This window comes from Serratia sp. NFX21 (assembly GCF_048517035.1).
Taxonomy (GTDB): Bacteria; Pseudomonadota; Gammaproteobacteria; order Enterobacterales; family Enterobacteriaceae; genus Serratia; species Serratia quinivorans.
This window is the reverse complement of the sequence record NZ_CP183196.1, coordinates 582,526-595,955: the sequence shown is the minus strand read 5'-3', so window position 1 is coordinate 595,955 and position 13,430 is coordinate 582,526. Positions and strand designations below refer to the sequence as shown.

Sequence of the window (13,430 nt, the reverse complement as noted above, 5' to 3'; positions counted from 1 at the left end):
TAACTTGATACTGGACAAATCTTACGCGGCGGATTATTACTGGTCACCACAGAATGGACTTTAGGGACTGGTTGAGAGCATGACTTTGCGTACTGAATTTGGACGAATTCTGATTACCGGCGCGGGCGGCCGGGTGGCGACGGCATTCCGTCAATCGGTGGGAAATCGCTATCAACTGCGGCTGGCGGAAAAAGACCTCGGGCTGCTGACCAACCTACAGCCGAATGATGAGATCATCAGCTTCGACATTGCCGACATCGCCGCCTGCCGCGCGGCCTGCGCCGGCATCGATACCGTGTTGCATCTGGCGGCCGATCCTTCTCCTGACGCCGACTTCTGCAATTCATTGATGGATAACAATATCCTCGGCACCTTCAATATCTTCCGCGCAGCGAAGGACGCCGGTTGCAAACGCGTGGTCTTCGCCAGCAGCGCGCAGGCGGTGGAAGGTTATGCGTTGGATTACCAAATTCGGCCGCAGGACGCGCCCAAACCAAAAAATCTGTATGGCGTCAGCAAGGCATTCGGCGAAGGCATCGCCGCCTACTTTGCCCATCAGGAAGGACTTTCCGCATTGTCGGTGCGCATCGCCAACTTCACCACGCTGGAACCAGGTGAGCAGCTCAGCGCTCGTGATATGAGCGCTTTTCTCAGCCACCGCGACGCCGCCGATCTGCTGGAACGTTGCCTGCGCATTGAAGGCGTACACCATGCGGTGGTGCACGGCGTTTCCAACAACCGCTATAAGCGGCTGTCGCTGGAGGAAACCAGCCAACTGCTGGGTTACTACCCACAGGACGACGCGTTTAGCATCCTCGGTTTCGGCTAAAGTTTGCTATCAATACGCTGCAGCAGGTAAGGGAAAAACGGGTTGGAGGCGATGCGCATTAGCGAATCGAGGTCCACCACCAGCACCGAGCGTTCACCACGCGCAGCAAGCGTGCCGAGGCTAATACCAAACTCGCCACGCTGCACCGGGAAACGACCATAAAGTGAATCGCTTACCGGGAATGGCAACGCCACATGCGACAACGAATAAATATCCGCTGGGTAAGTCATGCCCAGCGGCTGCTCACTTACCGTCGTTGCCCCGGCTGGCGTTACGCTGGCGATCGCCTCACTGCTATCCGGTGAGGCGTTGGCAATCACCGTGGTCTGGTAGCGGCGTGGGGGCGCAGGCAGCAATTGGCTGACCGCCGCCGCCGCGTTTGGCCGCAGCAGCGGACCGAAGTTGACCGTACGATTGACGTCAAACAGCACCAGTTCGCTGCCGTTAGCCGGCAATTCGTTGTATAACGCGCGGATCACCGCCCGGGTGCTGACGGTAGAATCCATCACCGACTGGAAGGTCAGCACCGGCGCTAATTTATCCAGCCTACCATCACGCGCCGCCCGGGCGATTTGCTGTTGCAGGCCATTGCTGAGCAGATAAGACTGACGTGCCCCATTCACCGGGAAAGAATTGTATTTAAACGGATTAAACTCCGGCAATACGCCGAGCCACGCGGCCTTGGCAAACGCCGGGAACACCGCAGGCCAACCGGCAATACCGGCGAAACGGGCAAAACTGGTGACGCCAATCATCGGTGAGATCAGGATCAACCGCTGCGGTGCCGCCAATTGCGGATCGTCCAATGCATCCAGCGCGTACTTCATCGCCAGCGCACCGCCGTTGGAAAAGCCCACGATATGCAGCGGCTTGTCGCCCCCGGCCTTACTGCGCGCCTCACGTACCGCTAGCCGCGTTGCCGCCAACCAGTCTTGCCATTCAATATCGGTCAGGGCGCCCGGCACCGTGCCGTGTGCCGGCAGGCGAATGCCGACCGCCACATAACCATGCTGACGGTAGTTCTCGGCAATGTGCCGCAGGCTGTAAGGGGAATCGGTCAGACCATGTAACAGCACCACCGCCCCACGCGGTTCGCCCTCTGGCATCAGTTCATAGGAACGGTTCCAGTCACGGGCAAAGTGCTCCGGATACACCGGACTGCCGTCAAAATAGCGATTAAGCGGAATACGTTCGCTGGCGGAGAGTTTGTCCGTGACGTTGACCTTCACCTCATCAAACACCCGGCTCTCTGCGGCCAGATAACCCTGCCAGTCGGTGTTGTCCATTTCGGCGGCCGACAGCTCGTGTGGCACAAAGGTATGCCACGGCTCCAGCGCCGGACCGCTCTGAGTATCGTAAACGCGCACCGCAAACAGCGTGAGCAATACGGTGACAGCCACAATTGTCAGCCGTTTGGTCCATTTAATTATCGCCCTGGAAGGCATGCCCACTCCTGAATTCACGGTTATCCCAGCAGCGATTATAGAAGTTAAATGCCCGCAGGGGCAGCTCGACGATCGCCGGGCGTGACCCACCGATTTTTAGAACCTGCTCACAGAACCTGCATTTCCCCGCCATTTTGGCGGATAAAAATTGATCTGCCGACGGAATGTTTGTAGGTTTTCTGTAACGATACACTAAAACGTTACAGTTAAAGACCGGACACAAAGTATCGTACCCGTTCCCCCTGTCCCTACAGCGTTACCCACAGGGGAAATCATCTTCACCACCAGCATCGCAGGCTGTCTGCGATCGGGAGCCAGGCTGATGAAATCACTGACATGCCGTTTAACGCCGCGTCTGTTTATCACGCTGTTATTTATGCTGTTTATCTTGCCACTGCGCGCCAATGCCGCCGAAGTTAACCTGAGGGTATATTCATCGCTACCCGACGATGGTTACTCCGCGCACGCCATCTGGTTTCACCGTTTCAAACAGAATCTGGACCAGCGCCTGCCGGGCAAAATCGCCCTTAATTACTTCCCTAACGGCATGCTTGGTAAAGAGGCCGATGCGGTCCAGCAGGTACGTATCGGCGCGATCGACATGACTATCTCCGGGACTTCCATCTGGGGCACGCTGGTGCCGGAAATCGGCGTGCTGGATCTGGGCTATCTGTTTGACGATAACCAGCAACTGGGTCAGGCGCTGGATGGCCAGGCGGGCCAACTGCTGAGCGCCCTGCTGGCCAAGCAAAGCAATATCAAGGTGCTGGGCTATGGTTTCAGCCTGGGCGCACGCAACATTTACAGTAAAAAACCGCTGCAGTCACCGCAGGATCTCAACCGGATGAAAGTACGCGTACTGCCGGCCCCCAACTTTATCGCCACGCTAAAAAGCATGGGTGCCACGGCGATCCCGATGCCCGGCGGTGAGGTTTACTCCGCACTGCAAATGGGAGTGATCGACGGTGTGGAACATGACGCCGCCACGGTCTACACCAGCAAGTATTACGAGATTGCCAAATACGCCACGCTGACCCGCCATATCTACAACCCGATTGTCGCCACCATCAGCCAGGCGGCGTTCCAACGCATCCCGCAACCGCTGCAAGCCGACTTCTTGGCGGCAGCCAGCGAAGCAACGGTTTATGAACGCAAAATCGCAGCGGAAAAAGAAATTCAGGCGATGGACAAACTGAAAGCCGCCGGTGTGATCTTTACCGAAACCGACCGCGACTATTTCCGCCGGCAAACGCTGCCGCTGCAGGCGGCATTTAGCGGGAAATACCCACAGGCCAAAGCGGTGCTGGATGCCATTCATGCCACAGCGCAGCCCTAACGCACGCCTGGCGGAGGATTTGCTATGACCCTTCCTGTAACCCTTGAAATGAGCGTAAAAAAAGTGGCCATCCTGACGCAGTTAAGCCGCGGTCTGACCCGCTTTACCGCCTGGGGTGGCGCACTGGCACTGCTGATTAACGTGGTGGTGGTATTCGCCTCGGTGATTTGGCGCTACGCGCTGCACAGCCCGATTGAATGGGCGGAAGAAGTGGCGCGCGCGCTGATGGTAACGCTGGTGTTCTTCGGCGTCGCCACCTCCACTGGGCGTGGCCGACACATCGGCGTCGATCTGTTCCTGCGCTGGCTGCCCGCGGTAGCCCGACCCTACGTAGTGCATGCCAGCCGTTGGGTGCTGGTACTGGTGGCGCTGGGCCTGACGGTGTCCAGCTTCAGCCTGGTGGGTATTTCACTGCCACAGACCACCGAACACGGTCTGCCACAGGCGATCTTCGTGGTTCCGGTGTTCATCGGCGCGGCAGTAATGCTGGTCAGCGCGCTCGATCACGCCTGCCAGGCACCGTTGAAAGTGGTGTTAATCAGCGCCGCCGCCGTCGCTCTTCTGGGCGGCGCTGGCTACCTCAGCCTGCATGCCCCGCTGGGGTTCAGCTCGCTGCCCGCCGCGCTGATGCTGGCCTGCTTTATCCTGGGCATCATCTCCGGCGTGCCAATCGCCTTTACCCTGGGCATGTCGGCTATGGTGTTCTTTCTTAGCGATCCGTCGCTGCCATTCGTGTTCTTTGCCCAGCAGGTGACCGCCGGCGTCGATCATTTTGTGCTGCTGGCCATTCCGTTCTTTCTGCTGGCCGGTGCGGTGATGGAGGTCAACGGCATGTCGTCACGGCTGGTTGAGCTGATCGTGCGCGGCATGGGGCGTTATCGCGGTGGCCTGAATATGACCACGATTGTATCGATGGCCTTCTTCTCGGGTATTTCCGGCTCCAAACTGGCAGACGTCGCCACGGTCGGCGGCGTGCTGATGCCCGCGGTACGCCGGGCACGCCAGCCGGCCGCAGAGTCTGCCGGGGTGTTCGCCGCTTCGGCGATCATGGCGGAAACCATCCCCCCCTGCGTCAATCTGATCGTGATGGGCTTTATCGCCAACATTTCGATTGGCGCACTGTTTATCGCCGGCCTGATCCCGGCGCTGTGCCTGCTGGTGTTGCTGCTGATTGCCGCCGTGATCTTCGGCAAGCGCATCAACGTCGATGACGCCTACCCGGTGCGAATGCCAACCCGCCAACTGCTGATCGGTGCCGCCGTCGGGCTGGTGATGATTTTGATGATCGGCAAGGGCGTGGTGGCCGGTATCGCCACCTCCACCGAGATTTCCGCCTTTGCCGTGGTTTACGCCATCGTGGTCGGTCGGCTGGCCTTTGGGGAACTGACCCTGAAAGCCACGGTGAAACTGTTCGTCGACACCGCCGCGCTGTCCGGCATGCTGTTGTTTATCGTCGCCTGCGCCACCAGTTTGTCCTTCGCTCTGACTATCGAGATGATCCCGCAGCAGTGCGCGCAACTGTTGGTCGCCATCGGCGCGGACTACGGCCCGTGGCTGTTTCTGCTGCTGTCGATTGTCATCCTGATTATTTTCGGCGCGGTGCTGGAGGGGGCTCCGGCGCTGATTATCTTTGCCCCCATCCTGGTCCCTATCGCCACCCAGCTCGGCTTCAACCCGCTGCACTACGCCATTGTGATGATTCTGGCGATGGGTTTCGGCCTGTTTTCCCCGCCGATCGGCCTGGGCCTGTACACCACCTGCGCCATTTGCGGCGTTCCGATGCAGGACGTGATTAAACCTATGGCCAAGTACCTGCTGATCATCCTGCTCGGCATCATTGTTATCGCGCTGTTCCCGGCGCTCACCACCTGGCTGCCCACGCGGCTGGGCTACTGATTTTCTCAAGCAAGGAGTCACACCATGTTCTCTGATTTAACCAACAAACGCGTGTTGATCACCGGTTCCACCGCCGGTATCGGATTGGCAACCGCCGCCCTGTTCGCCCAACACGGCGCCAGGGTGGGGATTAACGGCATGCGCAGCGAACCGCCGGCAGAAATCGCCGCCTTCCCCGGCGAATGCGCGTTCTTCTCCGCCGACCTATCGCGTTCCGCCGGCTGTGAAGCGTTGGTGGAAGCCTTTGTCGCCCGCTTCGGCGGCATCGACATCCTGATCAATAACGCCGGTGGGCTGGGCGGGCGCAACGGGCTGGAAGCGATAGACGACGAGTTCTTTGATCGAGTGATGGATCTGAACTGCCGCTCGGCGCTGATGGTAACCAAATTCGCTATCCCTCACCTGCGCGCTTCGGCACGCGAGAGCGGCGCTACCGCCAGCGTGATCAGCACCGGCTCCATCGCTGCACGCGAAGGTGGCGGCATCGGCGCCGGTCTGTATGCCAGCGCCAAAGCCTGGTTGCACAATATTCATCGCAACTGGGTGAAGGAGTTCACCCAAGACAACATCCGTTTCAATATCGTCTCACCGGGCAGCATCGACACCGCCTTTCATCAGGGTAAAAGTGAAGAAGTGCTGGGCAAGATGTGCGCCTCGATCCCGATGGGCCGCTTTGGTCGCAGCGAGGAAGTGGCACCCACTTACCTGTTCCTGGCATCGCATAACTGCAGCGGCTACATCACCGGGCAGATTATCGACGTCAACGGCGGGCAGATTGCGCCCTAAGGGTCTGTGACTCACTTTCGGCCGCGTGATAAAGTCAGGGTAATGGGCTAATGCAAAACGGGAATGTAATGGCGAATATACGTGATGTGGCACGTCATGCCGGAGTGTCGGTCAGTACGGTTTCCAACGTGCTGAACGGCCGGGTCGATCAGATGCGCAAGGATACGCTGGCCCGTATCGAAAAGGCGATGGCGGCGCTGCAGTACCAACCGAACCGTGCGGCGCAGCAGCTCAAAACCGGGCAGGTCAAAATGCTCGGCCTGCTGGTGCCTTCGATCGTCAACCCCAGCTTCGCCGCACTGGTGCGCGAGATTGAGCTGGCGGCCAAGCAAAACTACGGCTATCAGGTGTTGCTGGGCGATACCCATCGCCAGCAGGAAGAGGAGATCCGTTTTCTCGACGATTTGCTGGCGTTAGGCATCCGCGGCGTGGTGGTGGCCTCCACCTTTTACGATCGCCCCCATTTCCGTGAGGCTCTGAAACGCGGCCTGGTGATGATTAACTACGACGAACGTGCCCTGACGGCCCCAGGTGAAACGGCGCTGCCGATCGACAGCGTGTCGATGGACAATAGCGCCGCAGGCAACATGGCGGCCCGGCATCTGATCGCCCAGGGCTGTCGCCGTATCGCTTTCGCCACCGCCTCCGGCATGACCAGCAGCCGCGCCAACAAGATTGCCGGCTACCGGCAGGCACTGGAGGCCGCCGGGCTGCCGGTCAGGGTGATCGAAGGCAAAGCGCAGTTCGCCTACGGCGATGCCGAAATGGCCGAACTGGGGAAAACGCTGGCTGAGCAGATCTGCCAGAGTGAACCCCGGCCGGACGGCGTGGTAGCGTTGAACGACATGCTGGCCATCGGCATGATTTCCGCCTTCCAGCGGCTCGGTGTGCGGGTGCCGGAGGATATCTCGGTTGTCGGCATCGATAACATGTTTCTGTCCGAACTGTTCAACCCGGCGCTCAGTTCTGTGGCGCCACCGCTGCGTGAGATGGCGGTAAAAATTGTCGATCGGCTGATCGGCCGGTTAGAAAACCCTGAACTGCCGGTGGAGGAGTTTTTATTTGCTCCCAGCCTGGTGTGCCGCCAGTCGGTCATTAACGCGTAATCCCCGGCGGGGTCGCTGCCCCGTCCTCATTCACATGAAACTCCTGGCTGCGCTAACGCGCGGCGGGGTTTCGCTGCGCCCAAATCGCAGCAGGAGATTAAAAATGAATAATGAATCTTGCGTTTACTGCCATCCAACCGATGAAATCGTGCTGTGGCAAAACCCGCTGTGCCGGGCGATATTCATCGCCGACAGCCCCTTCCCGGGCTGGTGCCGGGTGGTATGGCATGAACATATCGCCGAACTGAGCGATTTACGCGACGACCAACGCAACAGCATCATGGCGGTGGTGGCGCAGGTTGAGGCGCAACTGCGGCAATTGCTGACGCCGGCGAAGATCAATATCGCCAGCCTGGGCACCGCGCTACCGCATTTGCATTGGCATATCATCCCGCGTTACCTCGACGATTCGCACTTCCCGGAACCGGTCTGGAGCGCGGCGCTGCGGGCGCCAACGACGAAAACGCTGCCGGAGAATTTTATTGAATTAATGCAGGAGCGGCTGGCGATAACGCTGGGGGCATGATACTACGCCGGGCGATGCCCGGCGTTTTCAACTTGATTACGGCTTTTCGGAGATTTTGCGCAGGTATTCGTTATTTTTAAACGCAATAATGATCATTTCAAAGCAAACGCGAGTGAACACGCCGCCGATGATGATCGCGAACAGACCACGGAAAAACTCACCGTAGAACATCGCACCAATCCCGCCAACAATAATGCTCAGCAGGCACAGCCAGTAGACACCGGTGATGATTTTCGGTGTCAGCATCGCATCAAAAAAGAAAATGTTTTTCATTGTAAATCCTTCCTTAGGCCAGTATTTAATTATCCCAGAGGCGCCACATGGGTGCGGCAAGCCTTTTTGTCACGCCGGTTATGATAGCGAGTAACACGATGAAAAGCGCCCAGAAATCAGCACGCCATTACATAAGGGTTGAGGATGTTTAACAAAACAGGCAACAAAATACTCGGCGGTTTGGCGGCATTGCTGCTGCTGAGCCAAAGCGCACTGGCACAGGAAACGCTGATCTTCGTGCGGCACGGGGAGAAACCCGCCAACAACAGCGGGCAGTTAACCTGCAAAGGGCTGAACCGCGCACTGGCACTGCCGGACGTGTTGCTGAAGCGCTACGGCAAACCGGACTACATTTTTGCCGCCGGGCCGAAGGAAAACAAGCTCGGCAGTTCACTGCGGGCGCTGTCGACCATCATGCCCACCGCCGTGCGCGTCGGGCTGCCGATTGGCATTCAGTTCCACGCCGATGACATCACCGGGCTGCAGCAGGAACTGCTCAGCGAGCAATACCAAAACTCACGCATTTTCATCGCCTGGGAACACAAGAATCTCGATAAGGCAGTGAAGGCCATCGTGGCCGCACGCGGCGGTGACGCCAATTTGGTGCCAAAATGGCCGGGCAGCGACTTCGACAGTATCTTTGTGGTGACGCTGGATCAGGACAAGGTTTCATTCAGGCAGGAAAGTGAGGGTCTGACGCAGTTGGCGGAGACCTGCCCTGCTGCGGGATAAAGCCAAGCCGCCTTTGGCGAGTTCGGTGAGATGACATAAGGGAGTCTCATCGGGCCTGACTCATTTTATCTGGCTGCTGACGGCGTCATAAGCCCCAACCGAATCGCCTGTCGGGCGTTACTGACGCCAAGTTTAACCACAATATTTCTCATATGAAACTTCACCGTACTCGGGGAAATACTGGCGATGGCGGCAATCTCGCCATAGGTTTTCCCCATACTGGCCCAATACAGCACCTCACTCTCCCGTGGGGTAAAAATGGGTTTTTCCGTATCCGCATGATGCTTCCGCCGGTTGGATGAAATCCGCTTTTCCAGATCCTCTTCCCCACTGCCGCCGAGGATAACCGATAACAACGCCAGGCTATTCATAGAGTCGTGCAACACAAAGGTGAAGCCGTTAACAAAGATGTACGACGTTGTTTAAGTGAGCGTCTCCCTCTCCCAAGGGAGAGGGAACAATATCACCTTAAGTGACCGGCATTTCCTCCTCAGGAAGCGGATTTTTTATACTGCGCTAATGGTCCAGATAGAGATAGTGCATCCAACTGGTCATGCGTAGCAGTACCTTGCGCATGACCGCCACGTGGGTAAAGTGGTCGGAGTAAACCGCCACCTGCGAAAAAATGCCGTCAGGTAATTCATCGATTTCACTGTTGGGTGCCAGCTCAATCACCGCCAGTACACCATCACTGCCGGCAGCCACACTCAGCGATTGTAGCGTCCCTTGCGCCTGGTAAGACCCGCCGGGGACTACCGGCAGAATTCTGATCAATTTACCGGGGAATACCTGGCCGGGAAATGCATTAAACACCACTTCGGCTTCGTCGCCGGCCTTAAGACGCAGCAACGAGTTTTGGCGGAACTGAGCAATGATTTGCCGTTTTTGCTCAGGAATAAACACCATCACCGGCCGCAGCGGAATTGCCGCGGCGTAGGTCCCTGGGCGGATCAGCACCTGGGTCACGTAACCGTCGCTGGGAGCGCGTATCACCGTTTGATCAAGATTATATTTGGCCTCTGCCAACTGCGCCCTGAGGCTAACGATTTGAGACTGTTCCCCGTTAATCACACTGTCTAACTGACTTTTTATTTGCGCTTGCTCCGCCACGGAACCTTTTACCAGCGCATCTTGCGCCAGATAGTTCTGCCGGGCGTTATCAATATCACTTTCCGAAAATGGATTGACCTTGGCCTGGCTGCCTCGGACATAACGCTGATAGTCTTTATATAACCGGTCGCGCTCTGCACTAACCCGAGATGTGTTGGCAATAGCTTCGTCGAGCTGCCCTTTAAGCACCTGAGTATTATTAATCTCAGTGACCAAATCAGCCTGGAGTCGATTGACCCGTGCCTGATAGCGTGCGGGATCTAATTTAAACAGCACTTCACCTTTTTTTATTAATACGTTTTGCTTCTCGGTTACTTCGCTAACCACGCCCGTCACCTGTGGCGTAATAGGGATTGAAATAACCGCTTTCTGCGCCAAATAAGTATAGGGGTGGTTATAATTCATTAGCAGAATTAACGCCCCAATTAAAAACACCCCACCTAATGCAGCCGTGGGCACGGTCCATTTATTGACCGGTATTTTGAAAATCTTAAATATGGACCAGGCAAAAGCGACATAAGTCAGGATAATGAGCAGATCCATGGTGGCTACTCCGAAGGCGGCGTTTTATTACCCGCCAGTTTCAACTCCAGCTCCGCCACACGTTGCTGCAACTGTGCGAACGACGCCTCCTGACCTTGCATACCCCAACCACGCTCGGGGCGATATAAAGTAGCCCATATCCATAAAAACGGCCAGATCACGTGCAGAGTAAATAAACTTACCCAGCCCGCGACATGGATAGCATCGGCATGCGGATGGTTGCGTGCCTTGGCAATAAGATAGGGAATATCATGCAGAATAATAATCCCATAGAAAATAATAAGGAAAACCAGAATAAGTACACCCAACGCGAAGTAATTAAGAAACATAACTGCCTCTCATTTGCGGAACCCGTGTTCACTGGTAAAGATAGACGCGTTTTTAGCTTTTTGTGCTAAAACTGGGTAAGTTTATTTCGGCGGGTGTACCTTATAGAAAATGAACCAAAATAGATAACAACGGCACTTTGATTTTATGGGATTTTTAGGTTTAAGCGGAAGAACCGTTACCACTCTGACGAGTAGCACAAACCATCCAGTAATAATGATTATTATTAAAGGTAAACTCATTCAAAACCTGGAGCCCCAGTTTGCGCGTATGTGCCGCATAAGAGCGTGGGTTAATTTTATTCACAAATGTGACCAAGACATCAAAACGCGATGACATTTGTTTTAATGCAAACGCAAACAGCGCTTCAAGCACCCCGCTGCCCCGAACCGAAACGTCGACACAGATCGGCCCGTATTGGTAAGAGTTCTCCACCGTCAACACCTGGCCGGCAAACTCACATTCTCCCAATCTGCCAATCATGTGCTCAAATAAAGGCCAGGGTGCCCAAAACTGCCAGGAAGCGGCCATCACGAACGCGACAATCTTACCTTCCTGTCTGGCGACAAACAGCCCTTGTTCTTGCTCGATCAACGCGACCATTTGCTCATAGCTCAGCAAAGTGGTCACAAAACCATCTTTCTTGTCTTCCTCACTGATGGTTGCTACCTGATACCGCTTGAGCAGTTCAGTCACTTGTTCAATATCAGCCACATTGGCCACACTCAATTCCATACAACCCTCCTCGAAAGTCGAAAATAGCCCAGTTTTTTTAGAAATTTATCATTGCAGTAAAAATTAATTCTCTGTATCCCATTAAAGTTACCCTTTGATAAATAACAAACGGCGCAGTCACAGGAATATAAACCCCGGTAATTCATCAACCCGAACTGACAAACTTTCTGCGAATGAACACGTTGAATTCATTATTTCCAAGCCTTGCTAGCTAAACTACTATCAAAGTAATCTGTTTTATACGTACAGATCAGAGCGATATGGAGTGGAACAGATGCCGATGGAGCAGACGGAAGCGGGAAGACAGGGCAGCCTGTACCGTCAGATTGCCGAACAGATCAAACAGGCAATCCACGCAGGATTTTTACCTGCCAATACACGTTTGCCGTCGGTAAGAACGCTGGCCACTCAATACAACATCAGTCTGACAACCGCACTTAAAACCTTGCGTACCCTGGAAGACGAACATTACGCCGTAGCCAAACCCAAATCCGGTTTTTTTGTCGCACCAAGACGGCATTCGCTGCAAAAGGACGCCGTTATCGTGGAACAGCCACGTGAGATTGCGCCGCTGGATGAACAAACCGAACTGCACATGGCAATGGTGGGGGAAGATTGCCGCGTTCGTCTGGATCTGGCTAATGGTGATAGCTCTTTGTACCCCATCAAAAAACTGAGTTTGATCATGCGCCAGCTGGGTTATAGCAAGCCATTTTTGCTTGGTGATACGGTCAAAGGCTCTGGCTATGCGCCGTTAAAAACAGAAATTGCCCGACGAGCGATAGACTACGGCTGCAACATCAACCCGGATAACATTTTAGTGACCAACGGCTGCGTGGAGGCACTGTCGCTCTCGCTGATGGCGACAGTAAAACCGGGAGATGCGGTTGCCGTTGAATCGCCCTGCTATTTCGTTTTATTGCAAATGTTGCGTCATCTCAAACTACGCGTGATTGAGGTTGAAACGGGTAACGAAGGCTATGTTGATAGCGAAAAGCTGGTTGCGCTGTTCCAGAGAAAAGCGGTGAAGGTGTTTGTCACCCTCGCCAATGTTAATAACCCACTGGGCAAAACCATACCGAACGAAAAAAAAGCGCACATCGCGCGGCAGGCCGATGAAAACGGGGTGATTATTATTGAAGATGACACCTTTGGCGACATCGCCTTTGGTGTTCAACGACCATTTCCAATGAGGGCCTTTAGCCCCAATGTCATCCTGTGCAGCGGTTTCTCTAAAACCGTGGCGCCTGGCATGCGTGTCGGTTGGGTTCACAGCAACCATTACATGCGAAAAATCACCTCGCTAAAATATACCTCGACCATGGGCTCACCCATATTGCCGCAAGCAACCATTGCCGAATTACTGAGCAATGGCGGATACGACGCCCATCTGCGCAAGCTCAGGCAAAAGTTGGCTAACCTGGTGAACAAAATCCGTCAGGTAGTGCTTCTAGCATTTCCCCCGGGCACAAAAGTCTCTGAGCCTGAAGGCGGTTATGTGCTGTGGGTGGAAATGCCGAAGAATGCCTTGAACGTACGTTCACTGTTTATCAAGGCGCGTAATGCCGGGATCGGTATCGCCCCCGGGCATATTTTTGCCACGGATAACCGCTACGATCACTGTTTCCGACTGAATGCAGGCTTTGGTTATAACGATGAAGTTGAACAAGCGATCGCCCAGCTTGGGCAATGGTGTACTCAATCACTTGTGGGGCATGAAGGGGGTTGATTGGCGGAGATCACAGGAGTCGCACTTGATGGTTAAACACATGTAAAACTTAAATAA

The 13,430-nt window shown here is 55.3% G+C and carries 13 protein-coding genes and 1 pseudogene; 8 read left to right on the top strand and 6 right to left on the bottom strand.

Annotated elements, in window-relative coordinates; genetic code table 11:
* The first annotated feature begins 79 nt into the window (after nt 1-79).
* The gene (locus ACNT1W_RS02785) at nt 80-829 is read left to right on the top strand and encodes an NAD-dependent epimerase/dehydratase family protein (RefSeq protein ID WP_012004598.1); all 750 of its coding nucleotides are present in this window, start codon (nt 80-82) and stop codon (nt 827-829) included.
* Here the strand turns inward: ACNT1W_RS02785 and ACNT1W_RS02780 are convergent.
* On the bottom strand, nt 826-2,274 hold the full coding sequence (locus ACNT1W_RS02780; RefSeq protein ID WP_419246394.1) for an alpha/beta hydrolase: 1,449 nt from the start codon (nt 2,272-2,274) through the stop codon (nt 826-828). The two genes, ACNT1W_RS02785 and ACNT1W_RS02780, sit on opposite strands and share 4 nt — an antisense overlap.
* Nucleotides 2,275-2,596: 322 nt before the next feature.
* Between ACNT1W_RS02780 and ACNT1W_RS02775 the strand changes: the two genes are divergently transcribed.
* From ACNT1W_RS02775 to ACNT1W_RS02755, 5 genes are all read left to right on the top strand, one after another.
* Complete coding sequence (locus ACNT1W_RS02775) at nt 2,597-3,610, top strand: TRAP transporter substrate-binding protein (RefSeq protein ID WP_218217394.1); 1,014 nt, start codon at nt 2,597-2,599, stop codon at nt 3,608-3,610.
* A 24-nt stretch (nt 3,611-3,634) separates the two neighbouring features.
* Nucleotides 3,635-5,506, top strand: coding sequence for a TRAP transporter large permease subunit (locus ACNT1W_RS02770; RefSeq protein WP_012004595.1), 1,872 nt, complete (start codon nt 3,635-3,637; stop codon nt 5,504-5,506).
* A 24-nt stretch (nt 5,507-5,530) separates the two neighbouring features.
* The gene (locus ACNT1W_RS02765; RefSeq protein WP_012004594.1) at nt 5,531-6,292 is read left to right on the top strand and encodes an SDR family NAD(P)-dependent oxidoreductase; all 762 of its coding nucleotides are present in this window, start codon (nt 5,531-5,533) and stop codon (nt 6,290-6,292) included.
* Nucleotides 6,293-6,360: 68 nt separating this feature from the next.
* The gene (locus tag ACNT1W_RS02760; protein ID WP_419246393.1) at nt 6,361-7,398 is read left to right on the top strand and encodes a LacI family DNA-binding transcriptional regulator; all 1,038 of its coding nucleotides are present in this window, start codon (nt 6,361-6,363) and stop codon (nt 7,396-7,398) included.
* Nucleotides 7,399-7,501: 103 nt separating this feature from the next.
* Nucleotides 7,502-7,924: an HIT family protein gene (locus tag ACNT1W_RS02755; protein WP_012004592.1), complete on the top strand. Its 423-nt coding sequence runs from the start codon at nt 7,502-7,504 to the stop codon at nt 7,922-7,924.
* Between the two features lie 36 nt (nt 7,925-7,960).
* Here ACNT1W_RS02755 and ACNT1W_RS02750 read toward each other — a convergent pair whose 3' ends face one another.
* Nucleotides 7,961-8,197 (bottom strand): DUF4282 domain-containing protein, encoded by a 237-nt coding sequence (locus ACNT1W_RS02750; protein ID WP_012004591.1) that lies wholly within the window; start codon nt 8,195-8,197, stop codon nt 7,961-7,963.
* A gap of 144 nt (nt 8,198-8,341) precedes the next feature.
* Between ACNT1W_RS02750 and ACNT1W_RS02745 the strand changes: the two genes are divergently transcribed.
* Nucleotides 8,342-8,929 (top strand): histidine phosphatase family protein, encoded by a 588-nt coding sequence (locus tag ACNT1W_RS02745; RefSeq protein WP_112363423.1) that lies wholly within the window; start codon nt 8,342-8,344, stop codon nt 8,927-8,929.
* A gap of 65 nt (nt 8,930-8,994) precedes the next feature.
* Here ACNT1W_RS02745 and ACNT1W_RS02740 read toward each other — a convergent pair.
* The 4 genes and pseudogenes from ACNT1W_RS02740 to ACNT1W_RS02725 all read right to left on the bottom strand — a co-directional run.
* Nucleotides 8,995-9,342: pseudogene (locus ACNT1W_RS02740) on the bottom strand (helix-turn-helix domain-containing protein); the annotation flags it as partial.
* Nucleotides 9,343-9,445: 103 nt separating this feature from the next.
* Nucleotides 9,446-10,582: an HlyD family secretion protein gene (locus ACNT1W_RS02735; protein ID WP_012004588.1), complete on the bottom strand. Its 1,137-nt coding sequence runs from the start codon at nt 10,580-10,582 to the stop codon at nt 9,446-9,448.
* Between the two features lie 5 nt (nt 10,583-10,587).
* Nucleotides 10,588-10,911 carry a DUF3302 domain-containing protein gene (locus ACNT1W_RS02730; RefSeq protein ID WP_012004587.1) on the bottom strand — a complete coding sequence of 108 codons (324 nt, stop codon included), beginning with the start codon at nt 10,909-10,911 and terminating at the stop codon, nt 10,588-10,590.
* A gap of 160 nt (nt 10,912-11,071) precedes the next feature.
* Nucleotides 11,072-11,644 (bottom strand): GNAT family N-acetyltransferase, encoded by a 573-nt coding sequence (locus ACNT1W_RS02725; protein ID WP_012004586.1) that lies wholly within the window; start codon nt 11,642-11,644, stop codon nt 11,072-11,074.
* Nucleotides 11,645-11,918: 274 nt separating this feature from the next.
* Between ACNT1W_RS02725 and ACNT1W_RS02720 the strand changes: the two genes are divergently transcribed.
* Complete coding sequence (locus ACNT1W_RS02720) at nt 11,919-13,373, top strand: PLP-dependent aminotransferase family protein (RefSeq protein WP_261099658.1); 1,455 nt, start codon at nt 11,919-11,921, stop codon at nt 13,371-13,373.
* The last annotated feature ends 57 nt before the right edge of the window (nt 13,374-13,430 follow it).